Annotated in this window: 19 protein-coding genes; 10 read left to right on the top strand and 9 right to left on the bottom strand. The window is 46.8% G+C overall.

Going from position 1 to position 17,382, the window contains the following annotated elements; genetic code table 11:
- The first annotated feature begins 53 nt into the window (after positions 1-53).
- Positions 54-314 carry a helix-turn-helix transcriptional regulator gene (locus MSMTP_RS03410; RefSeq protein WP_048177829.1) on the top strand — a complete coding sequence of 87 codons (261 nt, stop codon included), beginning with the start codon at positions 54-56 and terminating at the stop codon, positions 312-314.
- A 146-nt stretch (positions 315-460) separates the two neighbouring features.
- Here MSMTP_RS03410 and MSMTP_RS19615 read toward each other — a convergent pair whose 3' ends face one another.
- Entirely contained in the window at positions 461-625 is a 165-nt protein-coding gene (locus tag MSMTP_RS19615) for a hypothetical protein (RefSeq protein WP_197076205.1), read from the bottom strand.
- Positions 626-817: 192 nt separating this feature from the next.
- On the opposite strand from MSMTP_RS19615, the gene MSMTP_RS03405 reads away from it, so the two are divergent.
- Positions 818-1,789, top strand: a complete 972-nt coding sequence (locus MSMTP_RS03405) for a permease (RefSeq protein ID WP_048177828.1) — start codon at positions 818-820, stop codon at positions 1,787-1,789.
- A 52-nt stretch (positions 1,790-1,841) separates the two neighbouring features.
- On the top strand, positions 1,842-2,075 hold the full coding sequence (locus MSMTP_RS03400) for a thioredoxin family protein (protein WP_048177827.1): 234 nt from the start codon (positions 1,842-1,844) through the stop codon (positions 2,073-2,075).
- Positions 2,076-2,239: 164 nt separating this feature from the next.
- Here MSMTP_RS03400 and MSMTP_RS03395 read toward each other — a convergent pair whose 3' ends face one another.
- The 6 genes from MSMTP_RS03395 to MSMTP_RS03370 form a co-directional block, all read right to left on the bottom strand.
- Positions 2,240-3,460: an ABC transporter substrate-binding protein gene (locus tag MSMTP_RS03395; protein WP_048177826.1), complete on the bottom strand. Its 1,221-nt coding sequence runs from the start codon at positions 3,458-3,460 to the stop codon at positions 2,240-2,242.
- Positions 3,460-4,302, bottom strand: coding sequence for a bifunctional 2-polyprenyl-6-hydroxyphenol methylase/3-demethylubiquinol 3-O-methyltransferase UbiG (locus tag MSMTP_RS03390; RefSeq protein ID WP_048177825.1), 843 nt, complete (start codon positions 4,300-4,302; stop codon positions 3,460-3,462). Before MSMTP_RS03390 ends, MSMTP_RS03395 begins: the two co-directional genes overlap by 1 nt.
- A 291-nt stretch (positions 4,303-4,593) precedes the next feature.
- Positions 4,594-5,400, bottom strand: a complete 807-nt coding sequence (locus MSMTP_RS03385; protein ID WP_048177824.1) for an ABC transporter ATP-binding protein — start codon at positions 5,398-5,400, stop codon at positions 4,594-4,596.
- Positions 5,401-5,448: 48 nt separating this feature from the next.
- Complete coding sequence (locus MSMTP_RS03380) at positions 5,449-6,531, bottom strand: iron ABC transporter permease (RefSeq protein WP_048177823.1); 1,083 nt, start codon at positions 6,529-6,531, stop codon at positions 5,449-5,451.
- A gap of 270 nt (positions 6,532-6,801) precedes the next feature.
- On the bottom strand, positions 6,802-7,290 hold the full coding sequence (locus MSMTP_RS03375) for a hypothetical protein (protein ID WP_052718258.1): 489 nt from the start codon (positions 7,288-7,290) through the stop codon (positions 6,802-6,804).
- A 73-nt stretch (positions 7,291-7,363) separates the two neighbouring features.
- Complete coding sequence (locus MSMTP_RS03370) at positions 7,364-7,861, bottom strand: hypothetical protein (protein ID WP_197076131.1); 498 nt, start codon at positions 7,859-7,861, stop codon at positions 7,364-7,366.
- A gap of 184 nt (positions 7,862-8,045) precedes the next feature.
- Between MSMTP_RS03370 and MSMTP_RS03365 the strand changes: the two genes are divergently transcribed.
- The 4 genes from MSMTP_RS03365 (at position 8,046) to MSMTP_RS03350 (ending at position 11,093) form a co-directional block, all read left to right on the top strand.
- Positions 8,046-8,366, top strand: a complete 321-nt coding sequence (locus tag MSMTP_RS03365) for a DUF6951 family protein (protein WP_048177822.1) — start codon at positions 8,046-8,048, stop codon at positions 8,364-8,366.
- Between the two features lie 280 nt (positions 8,367-8,646).
- Complete coding sequence (locus MSMTP_RS03360) at positions 8,647-9,576, top strand: universal stress protein (RefSeq protein ID WP_048177821.1); 930 nt, start codon at positions 8,647-8,649, stop codon at positions 9,574-9,576.
- Positions 9,576-10,628, top strand: a complete 1,053-nt coding sequence (gene arsB, locus MSMTP_RS03355) for an ACR3 family arsenite efflux transporter (RefSeq protein WP_048177820.1) — start codon at positions 9,576-9,578, stop codon at positions 10,626-10,628. The genes MSMTP_RS03360 and arsB overlap by 1 nt, the downstream gene beginning before the upstream one ends.
- 144 nt (positions 10,629-10,772) lie before the next feature.
- Complete coding sequence (locus MSMTP_RS03350; RefSeq protein ID WP_048177819.1) at positions 10,773-11,093, top strand: DUF6951 family protein; 321 nt, start codon at positions 10,773-10,775, stop codon at positions 11,091-11,093.
- A gap of 106 nt (positions 11,094-11,199) precedes the next feature.
- Here MSMTP_RS03350 and MSMTP_RS03345 read toward each other — a convergent pair whose 3' ends face one another.
- Complete coding sequence (locus tag MSMTP_RS03345) at positions 11,200-11,547, bottom strand: carboxymuconolactone decarboxylase family protein (protein WP_048177818.1); 348 nt, start codon at positions 11,545-11,547, stop codon at positions 11,200-11,202.
- Between the two features lie 210 nt (positions 11,548-11,757).
- On the bottom strand, positions 11,758-12,297 hold the full coding sequence (locus MSMTP_RS03340) for a GNAT family N-acetyltransferase (RefSeq protein WP_048177817.1): 540 nt from the start codon (positions 12,295-12,297) through the stop codon (positions 11,758-11,760).
- A 345-nt stretch (positions 12,298-12,642) separates the two neighbouring features.
- Between MSMTP_RS03340 and MSMTP_RS03335 the strand changes: the two genes are divergently transcribed.
- The 3 genes from MSMTP_RS03335 to MSMTP_RS03325 all read left to right on the top strand — a co-directional run bounded on the left by MSMTP_RS03335 (position 12,643) and on the right by MSMTP_RS03325 (position 16,073).
- Entirely contained in the window at positions 12,643-13,440 is a 798-nt protein-coding gene (locus tag MSMTP_RS03335) for a DUF1638 domain-containing protein (RefSeq protein WP_048177816.1), read from the top strand.
- Positions 13,441-13,573: 133 nt separating this feature from the next.
- Positions 13,574-13,855 carry a hypothetical protein gene (locus MSMTP_RS03330; RefSeq protein WP_048177815.1) on the top strand — a complete coding sequence of 94 codons (282 nt, stop codon included), beginning with the start codon at positions 13,574-13,576 and terminating at the stop codon, positions 13,853-13,855.
- 292 nt (positions 13,856-14,147) lie between these two features.
- Positions 14,148-16,073, top strand: coding sequence for a hydantoinase/oxoprolinase family protein (locus tag MSMTP_RS03325; RefSeq protein ID WP_048177814.1), 1,926 nt, complete (start codon positions 14,148-14,150; stop codon positions 16,071-16,073).
- Positions 16,074-17,382: the final 1,309 nt, after the last annotated feature.

Below are 17,382 nucleotides of genomic sequence, written 5' to 3'. Positions count from 1 at the left end.
CATCATACACCTGAGAAAACTATATATATCCACATATATCAGTAAATGATTATATGATTGATGAGGAAAATGTGCAGCTCTTCAAAGCCCTGAGCGAAGAAACAAGATACAAAATCATAAAAGTCCTGCTCGATGGGGAACGTTGCGCCTGTGAGATTCCGGACCTCATAGGCAAGACCCAGTCCAACACTTCCATGCACCTGGCAAAACTGCAGAACTGGGGGATCATCAAGGTGAGAAAGGACGGGAAAATGAGGCTTTATTCCATAGATAACGAAAAAGTCCGGAAGATTTTGAAGATCCTTGAAGAATAAGTCCTTTTTTCCGGCTGCACTTAAGATATGTCTCAGATATGTTCAGGATGTGCATCTGGGGCTCTTAATTGCCGGAAACTCCCCAATCAAACTCAGCACGAGCCGACATTAGCACGAACCGGCAGGCCCGGAAAAATGAGATGTGATTAAAAGCGGCAGCAATCACAGCCGCCCCCGCATGAGGGGAGAAGGTTCTGATTACCGTTTTCGACCTCCCAGCATTCAAAACAGAGCTTTACCGTTCCAAGTTCCCTGTGTTTCGCCCTGAGCAGCGAGTTTTCTTCCTTTTTGCAGATAGCGCATTTTACCATAGACATGCTCCTGAATTTTCTTGCAGTATTTCAAGCAGGTTTTGTTAAGGGTCTGATCTTTCGTTTTCTTATAAAAGGGTTTTATTCGATGCGTAAAGTATATATCAAATTACAATTATATCAATATATGTTGATATAACAAAATAATGATACATCCCATAAACCGCCCCATGAGAAAAGAAGGAACCCAAAATGACCGACATCTTTTACCCCTTTCAATGGATCGCCGACAAACTGACCTATGATGTAATCGGAATAAATCCGGAAACCCATCTTGCAGCCAGTGTCAACTTCATCATCTACGACGTGCTGAAGATATTTTTCCTGCTTTCGGTTATGATCTTTGCCATATCTTACATCAGGACCTATATCACTCCTGAAAAAACCAGGAAGGTGCTCGGGGGCAAGAAAGGGCTCCGCTACCACCTGGTGGCTTCCCTGATAGGCACGGTCTCACCTTTCTGTTCATGCTCCTCGGTACCTTTGTTCATCGGGTTCGTGGAAGCCGGGGTCCCCCTGGGAGTGACCTTTTCCTTCCTGATTACCTCCCCCCTGGTAAACGAAGCCGCAGTCGCCGTGCTCTGGGCAACCCTCGGTTTCAAGGCAACTGCGATCTACGTGATTTCGGGTGTCGTGCTCGGGGTCTTCGGAGGCTATCTGATTGGCGTCCTTAAACTGGAAAAGTACGTTGAGGAATTTGTTTACAAAATCAAAGTCGGAAACGCAGCCTCCGAGCCGGATAAACTGAGCGTGAAAGAGAGAGCAGGAACCGCATTTGAAGGTGTCAAAGAAATCGTTGGCAAGATCTGGATCTATGTGATAATAGGGGTAAGCATCGGCGGGATCTTCCACGGCTATGCCCCCGAAGGTATCCTCGAAAAATACGCAGGTGAGGGCAACCTGCTTGCAGTCCCGATAGCGGTTATCCTGGGCGTGCCCCTGTACTCAAATGTCATGGGCATGATCCCCATTGTAGAAAGCCTGATTGGAAAAGGGCTGCCAATAGGAACTTCCCTGGCTTTTCTGATGTCGGTTACAGCCGTGTCCTTCCCTGAAATGGTCATCTTGAAAAAGGTGCTGAAAAAAGAGCTGATTGCAATCTTTGTTTCGATTGTTGCAGCCTCGATCATATTCACAGGTTACCTGTTTAACATACTGCTGTGAACCTTGATGAAAATTTTGAACACATTAACAAAAGAAAAAATTGGTGAATAAAATGAAAATCGAAATACTCGGAACCGGATGTACAAAGTGCAAGAAAACGAAAGAAACCGTTGAAAAAGTCCTCAAAGAAACAGGTGTCGAAGCCGAAGTTGTAAAAGTTGAGGATTTTGAAACCATCCTGAACTACGGAGTAATGGTCACTCCTGCGCTTGTTATTGACGGAGACGTAAAGCTTGCAGGCAAGGTACCAAGCCCTGAAGAAATAAGGAAATGGATAACGGAATAAGGAAGGGAAGAATGAAGTATTCTTTTCTCCACTTTCCTTCTCTACTTTCCATTCCTTAATTGCAGGCTTATTTCCCAAACTTTTTTTTCAGGCTAAAATTCTCAAACCTTATTTTTCAGGCTTAATTTTCCGGACATTATTGCTGCCGTAATTCGGCAGCAGGGTCAGACAATCTCCAGATATTCCAGCATCTGGGCGTCCATCAGTTCATCTGTTGTGGTTTCGTTGCTGCCGTAGAGCTCAACAAAATATTCCCGGATCCAGGGTTCGAGTTCCACGTCCGAAAAACGCTCGGGATACACGGCTTTTGCCTCGATCATCAGGTTGATCGGGAATTCGAGCCTTTCGGATTTGCAGGGCGTGGCTGCGAGGGAGTAGACTTCCCCTTCCCGGAGCGCACGCAGGTCCTGTATGGTACTGTACTGGGAATCCTCGTAGAGCTGGCGCGGCGGGTGGTACCCGCTCCAGGTGCACAAAATGATCTTGTCCGGGTCGAGGGAGAGTATCTGCTCAGCGGAAACCATGTTCATACCGGATTCGGTATATGCGCTGCGGGAATTGATGATGTCTTCCATCATAGCCACCTCTGTTGACCCTGAGCCGAAAGCGTAGCCTGCCCCACCTTTGTCTTTAGCCCATGTCGGAGCGCCGAAGTACAACACACGTTTTTGTTCCTCCTCCGGAATATCAGCTGTCCGGCTGCGTACGAACTCAACACGCGAACTTACGGTTCCCACAATCTCTTCTGCTTTGTCCTCTTTTCCAAACACCTCTCCCAGCAGCCTTATTTCTTCGTACATGGTCTCCACACTGGGCTCGTCGTAACAGGAGGGGTACTTCAGTACCACAACAGGGATGCCCATCGCTTCTATTTGAGAGATGAACTTCTCCGTATTCTCGTTCTGTGCCCCCAGGTCCCGGAGAATGAGGAGATCAGGGTTGAGGGATGCGATTGTCTCCACGTTTGGAGAGCCGTAGGGGCCACCGAAACCTCCCACATTCGTGACGCTCTCAAGCCCCGGGTTGAGGATTTTTCCTATCCAGGTGTTCACCGTATAATCGGTTCCATTCCACATGTACTGGCCCATCTGGAGCGGTTTGTCGTATACACTCCCCCCTACGATCAAGTCTTCTACTCCGAAGATATACATCGTGGTATCAATTAACGACCTGCTGATGGTAACAACCCTTTTCGGTTCTGCGGGGATAACAACCTCTTTTCCCCTCATGTCGGTAACCGTGCGGTACTGCACCTGAGCGGAGGAGTCGGAGCCAGATGGACCGGAATCGGAAAGATCTGAGCTGGAGGAAGTTTCCGCAGTGTTGACACATCCCGAAACAAGAAGAACTGCTAGGAGTACACTGATGAGGATAAAAACGGGCATTAAGCGCACTGATCCACCTCCCACCAGAGCTTTACACGCGTTGAATTTCCGGAAAGAACGAATTCACCTCCTTCTTCCTGCAGGACGGAGGAAAGGTATTCCCGGAGTATTTTTTCCTGGGCATCTGTCTCAACACGGTATTCTTGTTTGAAGTCCTCGACAGCCGCATCAAAGTCGGGGAATACACGGGTATGCGGAAGCTGCAGGGTCTCCATGTTCGGGTAGATACCCATGTCATAGAGGACATGGAAAAGCACATCAGCCTTTGGACCGGAGCGGTACTCCTGACCGTGAAGGCTCGGCCAGAGTTCGACCATCCACCGTTCCCAGGGGGAACTTCCCAAAAACCAGTAGAGACAGACACGCTTTGTTGCCAGTTTACACATCTTTTCCAAGGCTGCACGGATGTCCGGCATCCCGAGGGAGTAGGAAGCAAATACGATGTCATAAAGCCCGGAAAGTTCTGTGGGATCAACATCTTCCCACCGTTTTGCAACGACCTCCAGGTTCTCAACCCCTTCTTCAAGGGCAAACTCCTTCATGACCTCAACCATGCCAGTTGCAGGTTCTACGGCAGTCACATGGGCACAGCGGGAGGCAAGGGGTACTGCAAGGGTACCCGGGCCTGCTCCGACATCAAGCACCCTAGATGCAGGTCCTGCTCCCAAATCGGCAAATACCCGGGCAACACGCTGAGGGTTTTCGTTTGAACGTGCAAGGAATTCGCGGGCACGCTCTTTGGTTTCCCATATCGATGCGCACTCCCCTTTCCCTCTTCTGGAAAGGTTCTGCTCATAGAGGTCTTTCCAGACCTCGTTCCAGTCAATCTCGTGAATATCCATTCCTGTTTTCTCCTTCCTGACTCTGTGTAATTTGGCTGCTAACCTTGAATTCGTGAGCAGCGGATTGGATAATTGTCATTTATAGTCCCGAAAGTAAATATTTACACTTAAATTATAACCACGGAAGACATGGAAAGCACGGAAGGATTGTGCTTCTATTTCCTTTATTCCGTGTTTTCCGTGCTTTCTGTGGTTAAACCTTCACTTGAGATCGGTGAAAGAATTTTGGTCCTTGAGTATAATTGGTCTATTGGTCTTGAAAAATGTAATTAATTCTTGGATTTACTATAATCAGACCATTGTCATTTCTTCCGAAGCACCACATTCTCTGGCGGCAATGCAGCGGGGCATAACCATCTGCGTATCAGCCATTGAACGGACAGTACAGGTATTTTCGTAAATTCTGTCCAGCATCTCTTCGGTGATAACCTCTCTCGGCCCGCCATTTGAGATGACAGCCCCATCAGACATGACCACCACACGGTCACAGAACCACGCGACATGATTGGGATCATGGCTGCAGGCAAGGATTGTTTTCCCCTCTTCTGCGATCTCACACATGATCTCCCAGATACGCATCTGGTTCTGGAAATCAAGGGCGGAGGTGGGTTCGTCAAGAAACATCAGCGGGGTATCCTGTGCAAGTGCACGGGCCATGAGCACCATCTGGCGCTGCCCGCCTGAGAGCTGATTATAGGGCCTTTTCGCCAGGTCTGAAATCCCGACCCTTTTGAGGGCTTCGAGTGCGATTTCCTTGTCTTTCCTTTTGACACCAAAAAAGCCTCCCAGATGCGGAGTCCGGCCCATAAGGACCACTTCACGGACCAGATAGGGAAACGGCGGCTTATGCTCCTGAGGGACATAAGCAACCTTTTTCGCAAGGTCCGCAACCCTCATATCCCCGACATCGCACCCGTCCATGCGGACATTCCCCCTGGGAAAGCGGAGAAAACTGAGGCAGCACTTGAAAAGGGTGGTCTTCCCGCACCCGTTAGGCCCGAAGAGGCCGCAGAGTTCCCCCTCCCTAACCCGAAATGAAGTCCCACTGAGCACCGGGTCGCCCCCGTAGCTGAAATGAATATCGTTAACCTTAAGCATACATATCACCCGAAATATCACTCAAAACTCTAAATATTACTCGAAATATCACCCGAATATTGCCCTGCCCCTCCTGTTCCTGAGCAGGTAGCAGAGATAAGGCGCTCCCAGAATTGAAGTTATAATGCCGACCGGGATCTCGGAACCGGTCATCGTACGTGCAAGAGTATCGCATATGGTGACGTAGATCCCGCCCATCATCAGCGATGCGGGGATAACGAACCTGTTGTCAGGCCCAAGGATCATCCGTGAGGCATGAGGCATCATCAGGCCAACCCAGGCGATTATCCCTACGTGTGAGACGGAAAATGCAGTGATCCCGGTGGCGACGACAATTACCACGAATTTATAGAGCTCCGGATTGATCCCGAGGTTGCGTGCTTCCTCATCTCCCATGGAAAGGATGTTGAGTTTCCAGGCAAGCGCCCACAAAATGAGGAATGCGGCAATCACCGCGGGGCTCAGGAGGAAGACGTCCTCCCATGTGGCATAGTAAAACCCGCCCATCAGCCAGAAAACAATCTCTCTGAGTTCGGTATCATTGGAAAAGTACTTCAGGAGAGAGACAAGGGCGGAAAATACAGATCCGATGACAACCCCGGCAAGGATCAGGGTAACAAGGGGAGTTTCACCCCTCACCCGGGCGAGGAGGTAAGCCAGGGTTACGGCAAGCGCTCCGAAGAAAAATGCCGAAAGCTGAATCGAGAAAAATACCGAGGGATAAACAATCGCCAGCGCCGCACCAAATGCCGAGCCTGAGGAAACGCCCAGGATGTAAGGTTCCACAAGAGGGTTTCGAAAGACGCTCTGAAAGACCGCACCTGCAATTGCAAGCGCCCCTCCGACGGAAACTGTCATGAGGATGCGGGGAATGCGGATATCCCAGATAATGGTAGAATGCAAGCTCTGCATTTCAGCTGGATTTCCCAGGCCCAGGTGAACAAGGAGGGTGGCAAACACATCCTCCGGAGTGATCGGGTAAGTCCCGCTCACCACAGCCCATACTGCCGTAGTTGCAAGCAGGAGTGCGAGTGCCGCAATAATGAGGGTTTTATGCAGCTCAGAAAAACCCTCAACTTCTTCCCACCCGATCCTTTTGAAGATGTTATGCAGTGTCGTGTATTCTGTCATTTATACGCTGCTCCGGAAATATGATGTACAGTGGTCACCGGCCACATTCATACATGAAACAAAAATATTCACACAAAATATTTTACTTTTTTTACTTAATTATTCATAATACATATCTATTTCGTTTTTATTAGCAATTAATCACAATAATATGAAATTAAAAGATACCGAATGCAGAGAAAAAAGAGGAAGGAAAAGGAAAAGGAAGAAAAAAACAAGAAAGGAAGAGAAGATAAAAAAACAAACTTCTTTCTTATTACAGGGAAAAAATTATCCCTTCCTGCCGTTAACAAACAACTCAGTGAGATATCCCACGACTACCGATGTCCCCAGCATATAGGTAGCAAGCACAGCGGTATAGGTTATGCCAAAATAGTGAACCATCACAGGCAGAAGCGGAAGTTTGACGGCACGGGAATAGAGAAAAGTACTGATAAAGGACGTTCTCATCCCACTTTTCCTGAGGTCCGAAAGGAGAGGGTACCATACGTATATGGGGCCTGAGCTAAGGATTCCGGTTGCGATTGAAAAGAACCAGCCTTTTATTCCCGCATGCTCTCCCAGGTTCTTTTTTACCTTTTCGGGCTTTACAAAAAGTTCGAAAAGAAAGAGGAAAATAAAAACCAGGATAAGAATAGGTATCACTCGCAAAAGAATCGAGTACGTTCCCTCCAGAGCTTCATAGAATAATTGAGGAAACGTAAAATATACTGCAGTGTAAACTGCAGCCATCAGGCCCAGAAAGTAGTACTGTTTCATATTAAGGCCCCTTTCTCCATAACCTCTTTCAACATAAGATCTCCATAAATATCATAGGGACCCAGGTACCATCTCAAGATAAAGCCCCGATTATTTCCACGGTTATTACCACCAGTATGGCTACAGGGATTGAAACGATAAAGCAGATCAAATTCCTTGCCAGGGCAAATTTTTTCCCTAGCAGGTCGATCTCGGCCGGAAGGTGGATAAGCCCTACGGTAACCCAGCTCAGTAAAAAAGCCGTAACCGCAACAAGAGAAACGCCTTCACTGAGAAGCTCGCCCCCTACGACATAACTGGTGATAGGGTTTCCTGCTGCAATACTGCCGAATATGCCCCCAAGTAGCGGGTCCAGAAAGATGTTGCCGGAAAATATTTCCGAATAAGCGCCCTCCGGGACCGCAGCATTCAGGAGGCTGATTGCCGAGACTACCCCCAGCAGGACAGGAATGCTCTGGTTTATCGCATTCAGCGTCTTCCTGGCACTTTTTTTCAGACGGGACTTGCTTTTAAGACTGAGTATATGGATACCACCCTGGATTTCCCGGAATTTAGCGGTAAACCCTTTCAATAGCTTATACAGCTAATTTCTATTGCCCTTCTTAAAAGCTTAATTGAGAGCAATAATTCCTTTAAAGAAAAGAACCAATGATAAAGTAAAATCAATGATAAAGTAAAATCGATGATAAAGTAAAATCAATGATAAGTAAAACCACTTAAACCAATTTCATTTTGAAAAACAAGAAGGTGACCAGTTGACAGAAGCAACAGTAAATTCCAGAATATGCGGCCATGTCCATAAAATTAAAGGGGAGCTCAAAGGAGATAAAATCATCATAGACATCGAAACCCCCTGCAAAAACGTAAAAAAGATCTCCCACCTGGAAGTCCCGATGATGGAAATTATGAAAATAAAAGACAACTACGTGATGGAAAAAGCCCAGGAAGCAAACTGCGGCGCAAACTGCCTGGTTCCCTGTGCGATAATTAACGTTTGCAAACTGGAAAGCGAATTTATTGCAAAATCCCTGGCAAAAAAAGCAGGAAGCATCGAGATAACGTTCGATGACTTATAAAGTAATTTTTAGAACGCTTTTTTGAAGCGCTTGTTCCTTTAGAAAACCGGTTCCTTTAGAAAACCGGTTCCTTTAGAAAACCGGTTCCTTTAGAAAACCGGTTCCTTTAGAAAACCGGTTCCTTTAGGACAATTATTCTTTTTTTACTTTATTGCATCATGATATTAGCAATAACAACATAAATTAGCGTAAATGCATAATTATGAATTGGGGTCAGAGAAATAGTTACTGTAAAAAAAGGTCTGAAAATGACCAGAACGGAGGGGGATGCAGAGCGCAGATGATAAATTCAGTACTTGTGCCAACGGATTTTACCATAGAAACCGAAGATTTGCTGGGCTGCATAGGGGAGCTGAAAAACGCCGGGTTGAAGAAAGTGATCTTGCTTCATGTGGTCGAGATCCTGAGGGACCAGGGGCTTGCCCCGATGTTCGAGCGAAACGCCCGGGAAAAGATCGAGGAATATGCGGCTTTTGTCCGGGAACTTGAACTTGAAGCCAAAACCCTGGTTGTTGTGGGGGACGTCAGGAAGACTATTACGGAACTTGCCGAAAAAGAGGACGTAGACTGCATAGTGATGGGGGCTACCACGAGAGGAATTATAAAAGGAAGACTTCTTGGCAGGACCGCCGAATACATTGCCCGAAAATCAAAGCGGATGCTCCTCGTTGAAAAGTACGATGCTCTTAAAGAAGGTAAGGAAGTCTATGAAAAAGCCTGCAAGGCAACCTTTTTCCGGGTGCTCGTCCCCCTGGACTTTTCAAAAGAAGCCCTGAGAGCAGTAAAGCAACTTTCCGGGTTCTCCGGAATCACCAGGGAAGCAGTCCTGATACACATAATAGATGATATCGAAGACCTGGACCTGCTAGACGAGCAGATAGAAAGAGCCCTGGAAGAACTGAAAAAGATAGGGGAACATCTCACCGGTATTGATGTCCGGTACCGGGTAGTGGAGGGAGTTCCCTCGGAAGAGATAAAGAGACTTGCCGAAATAGAAGAGGTCACCCTGATCATGCTGACTGCCCGTGGAAAAGGGATAATTAGGGAACTCCTGCTTGGAAGCACTGCAGAAAACGTGCTCAGAAAGACAACAAAACCTGTCCTCCTCATCCCGGCAGAGAAGGAATCCGGAGAGTATGGAGAAGAGGAAGGAAAGAAAGAAAGAGAACGCGGTAACAGGAGTAAAGAAGAAAAAACGGAGGACAGCTAATGCCGGAAGGGCAGGAAGAAAGAGAGCTTGATTTTTTCAGCAAATACCTCTCGGTCTGGGTCGCAATCTGCATCATCCTCGGCACTGCAATAGGCTATGTCTTTCCGGGCTTTGCGGATGCGCTGGGCGGGATCGAAATCGCAAACGTTTCGGTCCCTGTTGCGGTCGTGCTCCTGATAATGATGTACCCGGTCATGCTGAAGATCAATTTTGAGGAACTCCTGAACGTAAAAGCAAACCTCAAGCCCCTCGCCCTCACCCTGGTAGTAAACTGGGCAATCAAACCTTTTACAATGGCTTTTGTTGCCTGGCTTTTCATGCGCGTCCTTTTTGCAGACCTTATTCCTGCCGACCTCCAGGCTCAGTACATCGCAGGCATGATCCTGCTGGGCCTTGCCCCCTGCACGGCTATGGTGCTCGTCTGGACCTATCTTGCCCGGGCAAACATCAACTATGCCTTGATCCAGGTCTCGGTAAACGACCTGATCATCCTGGTCCTTTTTGCCCCGCTCGGCAAATTCCTCCTGGGCGTAACCACGGACTTTCCCGTGCCCCTGATGACCATCTTCGTCTCGGTCCTCTTTTACGTGGCAATCCCCTTGGGCCTGGCGATGCTGACAAGGCAGCTTGTAATAAGGAAAAAAGGCATTACCTGGTTTGAAAACCGCCTGATAAAAAAGATCGAATGGGTTACCCCGGTCGGGCTTTTAATCACCCTCATCCTTATCTTTGTCTTCCAGGGAGATAACATCATCAACTACCCCCTGCACATCCTGCTGATCGCAATTCCCCTCGTCCTGCAGACCTACCTGATCTTCTCCATCGGGTACGCAGGGGCAAAGTTCCTGAAAATCCCTTATATGGAAGCTGCCCCTTCCACTTTTATCGGGGCCAGCAACTTCTTCGAGCTGGCAGTAGCAGTAGCCCTGATCCTTTTCGGGATGGAGTCCGGAGCTGCGCTTGCCACGGTTGTGGGGGTGCTTGTGGAAGTTCCGGTAATGTTGTCGCTGGTGAAGATAATGGACAGGAACAGAGAGAAGTTCAGGTTTTAAATTGGAAAGGAAAGAACGTTGATCAGGCCAGAAAAATGAAGAAAAATAATAAAAAAGAAATAGAACCAGCAAGAAACTAAGAACACTGAAGAAAAGAATCTCAAAAAAAGTTTGCAAAACAAAAAAACATTCCAAGGTGACCATTTGACAGAAATTACCGTTAATTCCACACTCTGCGGTTTTGTCCACAAAATCCGTGGAAAAATGAAAGGCAGCAAAATTATTGTGGACATCGAAACCCCCTGCGAAAAGATCAAAAAATTTTCCCACATGGAAATTCCCATGATGGAAACAATGGACATAAAAGACAATTACGTGACGGATAGGGCAAAAGAGGCACAGTGTTCCTCAAACTGCCTGGTGCCCTGCGCGATACTCAATCTCTGCAAGCTGGAAAGCGGGTTCGTGGCAAAATCCCTCGCAAAAAAAGCAGGAAGCATTGAGATCGTATTCGATGAAGTATGAAACAATTAAAATATATTTACTTTGTTACATCATTTCATAAATGAAACGGAGCTACCGGAAAGCATCAGGTGCTAAAGATTAAGAACCAGGAGCCAAAAAAGGCTCCTCAGTCCTTTGAGCCACGGCAGCAGCATTCTTCGTCTTCTTCCCCCACGCCGAAAATTTTGTCGTAAACGTTTTCTCCTCCGCTTGTGTTTGACCAGTGGACCTGGGAGCCGGCGGCAATAAACATTGCAACTGAGATAGCCTCTGCAATTTCATTCTTTGTGGCGCCTGCATTCATCGCCCTCCGGGAGTGAACGTCCACGCAGTACTGGCAGCGCATAAGGACCGAGGAAGCAACGGCAATCAATTCCTTTGATTTGAGGTCAAGATAACCGTCCTTGAAGATGGATTTTCTCATTTGCCCGAAAGCTTCAGCAGTTTCGGGCAGCCTTTCATCCAGGAATAACACATAAAAACCTCCATTATAAAAGCGGAAATATTATATGAATATTATAGTTTAAATCGTTTTCAATTGGGAAAAAAGGAAAGGTGTGTGAAACTCCGTTAACATTAAAAATATAATTATGCATCAAAAGAGAAGTGAAAATCCACTAAAAAAAGATCATTGGTCCTCTTTTTGAAATATTTTTCTTTGAAAAAAACCCTATATCAGATACTCTCAATCCGACTCCCCGCAAAAAGACCGAAACCAGCCCATGGGGATGTCGGCTTCCAGCCTTCCTATTGTCCCGTTAATCCTTTTTTCCATCCTTCCTTCAACTTTGAAACCGAAGCTTTTGTAAAACCCGATAGCCTTTTCGTTGCTCTCCCTGGCAATCAGCTCGACCCTGAGAATTTCAGGATGCTTTTCTTCGATTTCTTTCATCAGAGCGCCAAAGAGTAGTTTCCCGACCCCTCTCCCCTGGAAACCCGGGCGAACGACAATTGTCAGGTCGCTGAAAACGTGGGCAAATACCTTGATTCCGGGAGTATAGGTGTGGACTTCCGCAATGAGTTCTTCGGGATCCGAGGGATTTTCGGCGACCAGGATGACCCCCGAACAGAGGCTTTTTTCCAGGAAATTCCGGACGTACCCTTCGGTGATTTCGTCGGCTTCCCTTGCAATCCCACCGAATTGCAGTGTGACCTCCCGATACAGAGCCATAATTTTGTGCAGATCAGCAAGGGCAGCACTTCTTACTTTATACTCCGTTTTCATCAAAAATTGCCCCAATTATAGGTAACTCAAACTCACAGTGCAAATTCAAAGTGTAAATTCAAAGTGTAAACGCCGCATAACTATGAAAAAGATGGATATATACATTTGGAAATATAACAAAAAACAGAGAAATAAAGAGGAGGAATTGAAAAGAGAAAATAAAGGAATTGAAGAGAGAGAAGAAGAGAAATAAGAACTGATATATAAATTAGAGTATATATTTGAAATAGCTGATCTGGAAGAATTGGGGAGGCAAAACTGAGCGGCGGATGTCCGGATGACAGACCCGGAAATTCCCGAACCCATCCGTTCGTATCTCAGTTGCCTGCCGGAGGAAGACGTTCCATGCCAGTAATGACCATCATCGGGTGCCGGATTTTTGAGGATGAAGTAGTGCACCTTATCGAAAAAGGGCCCGAACTCGAAGAAGTTATCGTTGTCGAAAATGAAAACAACGTCGGAGTAATCCGGAAACTGGAAGATATAGGGGGTCCTCACAGGGTCCTGCCACTGGAAAAAATCCCTGAGCTGTCCGGAAGAAAAAACAGCAGCGGATTGACACTCATCGTGATTCTGCTGGAATTTGCCCTGGACGGGGTGCCTGAGAAGCTCCGGGAAAAGGTCTACGAGACCATTGCAGAGATGCAGGAATATTCAGACGGGATCCTGCTCCTTTACGGGCTCTGCGGAAACGTGCTCGGAAACGTTGAAAGGGACTGTGCAGTCCCGGAATGCCCGGTCTTCATCCTGAAGGACAGGGAGGGGTCGATGGTAGACGACTGCATAGGCGCAGTGCTCGGAGGCAGGGAAGGTTTTCTTTCAAAACTGGCATCCAACGGGGCAGGCACGTATTTCCTGACTCCTGTGGGGGCGGTTTACTGGAAAGAAATGCTGATAGCTTCCAGGGTCACACCAGAACCCGAAAACGTGGAAATGACAAAAATGATCTTTGACATTTCGGGATACAGAAAAGTTGCACAAATAGACACCGGACTTTACTATGAACAGGAGTTCGAGGCAAAAGTCCGGGAATTTGCGGACCTGTACGGGTTCGAGATAATTAATATAAAGGGCAGCCTGGAACTGGTTGAAGAATGTTATAAGAAAGCCAAGAAAGAGGTCCTCAGGAGAAAAAAAGAGTAAAAACACAAAGGAAGCATAGAAAAGAAGCATGGAAAGCAATGGCTGGTGTTGAGGACATCCGGCACTTAAGAGTCTGTAAAACCTGTTTTTAACTTAAGTCGCAGCAAGAAATCCCCGCAGCGGCAGGCGGGGTTTGAAAATCGGAACCGAATTTAAATTCCTGACTGAGTTGTTATCTCACCCAAAGAACCAGATATTTGAGGGAAAAAACCGGGCTACTACCAACCATTTCAAGATTTTAAACCGGAATCCTGCAACCGGAATTTGCGGCCCTTTTCAGTATCGCCTTTTTCATACAATTTATCCGGATAACATCAGAGTGCGCGAAATTGCAGCATGCCTGTTTATGCAACAAGATACCTGCTGGTGTGAAAAAACAGCTGGTGTGAAAAAAATACTGGGAGAAAACTGCTGATGAGACATACCCCTGCATAAAATACCTGCTAGCATAATTCAGCTCCTGACCGGAGGTAGCTGTTAGCAGGACAGACCTGCAAAAGCCATAAGACCTCGGAGGGAAAAATATATAAATTGAAGTTCTTTCAAAACTAAAATTAGTGAGCGATTGATAGCGATTTTTGAAAGTTAACAGTGACAAAATAAATTAGAAAAGTATATGTAAGGAGGGGAATATTAACTTTCTTTACATATCCTATTCAGCACACAAGACACGAGAACAATAAAAAACAAAAAAGGAGCTATCACTCATGCACTACAGCCTTGGCATCGATGCAGGAGGCACCTATACCGACGCCGTTATCGTGAATAACAATGACGACACCGTTGTCGCCGCAAGTAAAGCGCTTACGACTTATCCGGACCCGCTCGAAGGGATCAAAAATGCAATTGACGGGCTGGATGAAGAGTATGTCAGGAACGTAAAGGTGGTATCTGTTTCCACAACCCTTTCCACCAACACCATCCTTGAAGGAACCGGTTTTCCCGTGGGGCTGGTCCTTGTCGGGAACTATGACATCAACCAGGAACTTCCGACCCCCCATTATGCCCAGGTGAAAGGAGGGCACGGGTACAACGGGAAAGAAGCCGAGCCCCTTGACCTGGAAGCCGTAAAGGAGTTTGCCCTGAATGTAAAAGACAGGGTCTCAGCTTTTGCAGTCTCATCCTACTTCAGCATTCGAAACCCCGAACATGAAGTTGCTGTAAAGAAATCCATCCTCGAACTGACGGGCCTCCCCGTGGTCTGCGCCCACGAACTTTCCCAGGACCTTGGGGCTTTTGAAAGAGCTGTGACCGCCTTCTTCAATGCACAGCTGATCCCGATCTCCGAGAAATTCATGCAGACCGTGGGAAAGGAAATAGAAAACCGCGGCATGGACGCAAAAGTCCTCATGCTCAAGTGTGACGGGTCCGTCGTCGGGATCAAAAAAGCCCTCGAAAAACCCATCGAATCCATCTTTTCAGGCCCTGCAGGCAGCCTTGTAGGAGCCGCTTTCCTTAGCGGGAACGAGACCTGCGCCATGATCGATGTGGGAGGCACAAGTACGGACATCTCCCTGATCAAAAACGGAATCCCCGAGATGAGCGAAGAAGGAGCAGCCGTTGGCGGCTGGAAGACCAGGGTCAGGGCAATTAGGATGGAGACCTCGGCAATGGGTGGAGACAGCCATGTCTGGGTCAAAGAGAGAAAGATCACAATCGGTCCCCGCCGGGTAATCCCACTCTGCAGGGCTGCGGTGCTTTACCCGGGCTTCCTGCAACAGCTTAAGGCAAACCCGATACCCTCTAAAGGGATCCTGGGGGTCAACGTCCAGCCCACCAAGTTCTACATCAGGACAGGGTACAAACCAATCGAGATCAGCAAAGGGGAAAAGCAACTCCTGGACGTGATCAGCGAGACCCCCACATCAATTACCGAGATGTACACCCGCCTGGGCAAGAAGTACCCTGCATCCTATATCCTGGACTCCCTGATCCAGAAACGCCTTATCCAAGCAATAGGCTTTACCCCCACCGACGCCCTGCACGTGCTCGGGGACTATTCCCAGTGGGAAACGGAAGCTTCCGAAATCGGTGCGGAAATGCTCGGGTCCCTTTCGGATATGAGTAAGGAAGAATTTGCCCTGCACATTAAGAGAGAATTTGCCAAAAACATGGCTTCGGAACTGATCTCCTTCTTCCTGGAGGGAATCGAGAAAACCGAGATAAGAAAGATATTCGATATCGATTCCCCCGCCAAATTCAAGGTTGAAATGCCTGTGGTCCTGATAGGAGGTCCTGTTTCCGCCTACCTGGACGAACTGAACAAAATCATTGATGCCGAAATCGTGGTTCCGGAATACTCAGATGTAGGAAACGCCGTCGGAGCCCTTGCCGCAAAAGGAGTCCGCAGGGCTGAGATCCTGATCCGCCCGGTTTCCATGGCAGCTCCTGACATGGAATTCTTTGTATTCTCCGAAAAAGGCAGGGAAAGGTTCGAACTCTACAACGAAGCCCTCGACCACGCCCACAGGCTCGGCGAACAGCTTATCCTGGACTACATGGCCGACTCTGGCATGGACCCTGAAAAGATCCAGATCGACATCAACAAAAAAGACATACTTCCGGCCGGCTGGCAGACCCCCATGGAAACAAAACTGGTCTTCCTCGGCACGGGAGACTACGCAAGCGCATAAATGCCCGGGCGTGTGAATATCCCAGCACTTAATGCACTACACCAGCACGTAATGCACAAGAAAGTAAATGCGTAAACGAGTGAACTGCCCTTGAGCTAAAGGCCCGGGGGTTTTACACTCCATATATAAAAACAGTATTTTTCCGGCAGCAATGCCGGAACTTTTTTTAATATACCCGAATTTCCGCAGAGATCCTTTAGAGAATAATATTTTTATTGCTATCGTTTTTGGATAATTGCTCGAAAATCCTCAATTATTATCTCAACTGAACTTCGGCAAATAGAAGTTGGAAGCTTTCAATGAAGGCACGAATCCTAAAATTTCAAAAATAAACATTTGAATAACCAGGGTAGTTTTCAGAAAAAACGATATCTTGAGAAATTTTGAAAATTGAAAAGCCATCTGGGGGAAGTGAGATATACGATTAAACCACAATACAACTTTTATAAATTCATTTAATTCTTATCTTTTCACAACTCCCCAGGAATTAAAAGACAAAATTCCAATCCAAAAAAACAGATACAATAGCAGGTTTTCCACCAGAATGATATATCGAAAAAAACGATCTTAAGAGTCAGAATCCGGAAGACATACGAAAAAGAATTTATATTGATAAGACTATTTTGATATATGAATAACTATACATTAGTTATACTCAGTTTTGTTTTTACCCTCTTAGCAATGATCTCGAATAATTATATACCGGAATTAGAAGGGGCATTTATTGCGGCCATTGTGTTCCTGCTCATGTATTCGATAAGTGAATTAAAAACAGACTAAAACTCAAAGGCACCTGATATCCCGAAGGTACCCGGGGACCGGGAATTATCCGCATCAGATTCTGTAGAGGGGGACCTGCAACAGGGTTTTAAGATTTTTTGCACAGGACTCTTCTATACGGACAAATCGGGTCTTCGGAAAGAGAATTTTCTGCCCATTGACCCTGGATTTCCTGTTCACGGATATTCGGACAAAAAAGCCGTGACCGGAACCCGGGCAGGGATGGAGAACAGTTATATACAGGTAACTCCTGTAGGAGATAGCTTATATTTGAATACAGGTTACCCCCGTACCTGTCTGCATCCAGGGGAAAAGTCAAAAGTAATAGCCGGAACTTATCCAAAAAACTCATATTTTTGCTGTTTAAGTTTTGTTAATACTGCTACTGAACTTTCCTGGTTTTAATCACTATTCACCGGGCCGTTGATATTAGACATTTATACGGCTGCTTCATCAGGTATTCATGCCTGGAACCTTCAGCTGGATTTCATGCCTGGTTTTGATTGGGGCAAGTGGAAATCGGAAAAGA

This window comes from Methanosarcina sp. MTP4 (genome assembly GCF_000970045.1).
Classification (GTDB): domain Archaea; phylum Halobacteriota; class Methanosarcinia; order Methanosarcinales; family Methanosarcinaceae; genus MTP4.
The sequence above is the reverse complement of the archived record's forward strand: the minus strand, read 5'-3'. Positions and strand labels throughout refer to the sequence as shown.

Excerpts from the sequence above, each read along its gene's own strand:
- MSMTP_RS03400 (WP_048177827.1), top strand. The coding sequence starts at position 1,842 with ATGAAAATCGAAATACTCGGAACCGGATGTACAAAGTGCAAGAAAACG.
- MSMTP_RS03335 (WP_048177816.1), top strand. The coding sequence starts at position 12,643 with ATGCCAGTAATGACCATCATCGGGTGCCGGATTTTTGAGGATGAAGTA.
- MSMTP_RS03385 (WP_048177824.1), bottom strand. The coding sequence starts at position 5,400 with ATGCTTAAGGTTAACGATATTCATTTCAGCTACGGGGGCGACCCGGTG.
- MSMTP_RS03375 (WP_052718258.1), bottom strand. The coding sequence starts at position 7,290 with ATGAAACAGTACTACTTTCTGGGCCTGATGGCTGCAGTTTACACTGCA.
- MSMTP_RS19615 (WP_197076205.1), bottom strand. The coding sequence starts at position 625 with ATGGTAAAATGCGCTATCTGCAAAAAGGAAGAAAACTCGCTGCTCAGG.
- MSMTP_RS03325 (WP_048177814.1), top strand. The coding sequence starts at position 14,148 with ATGCACTACAGCCTTGGCATCGATGCAGGAGGCACCTATACCGACGCC.
- MSMTP_RS03390 (WP_048177825.1), bottom strand. The coding sequence starts at position 4,302 with ATGGATATTCACGAGATTGACTGGAACGAGGTCTGGAAAGACCTCTAT.
- MSMTP_RS03380 (WP_048177823.1), bottom strand. The coding sequence starts at position 6,531 with ATGACAGAATACACGACACTGCATAACATCTTCAAAAGGATCGGGTGG.
- MSMTP_RS03405 (WP_048177828.1), top strand. The coding sequence starts at position 818 with ATGACCGACATCTTTTACCCCTTTCAATGGATCGCCGACAAACTGACC.
- MSMTP_RS03360 (WP_048177821.1), top strand. The coding sequence starts at position 8,647 with ATGATAAATTCAGTACTTGTGCCAACGGATTTTACCATAGAAACCGAA.
- MSMTP_RS03340 (WP_048177817.1), bottom strand. The coding sequence starts at position 12,297 with ATGAAAACGGAGTATAAAGTAAGAAGTGCTGCCCTTGCTGATCTGCAC.
- MSMTP_RS03395 (WP_048177826.1), bottom strand. The coding sequence starts at position 3,460 with ATGCCCGTTTTTATCCTCATCAGTGTACTCCTAGCAGTTCTTCTTGTT.
- MSMTP_RS03410 (WP_048177829.1), top strand. The coding sequence starts at position 54 with ATGATTGATGAGGAAAATGTGCAGCTCTTCAAAGCCCTGAGCGAAGAA.
- arsB (WP_048177820.1), top strand. The coding sequence starts at position 9,576 with ATGCCGGAAGGGCAGGAAGAAAGAGAGCTTGATTTTTTCAGCAAATAC.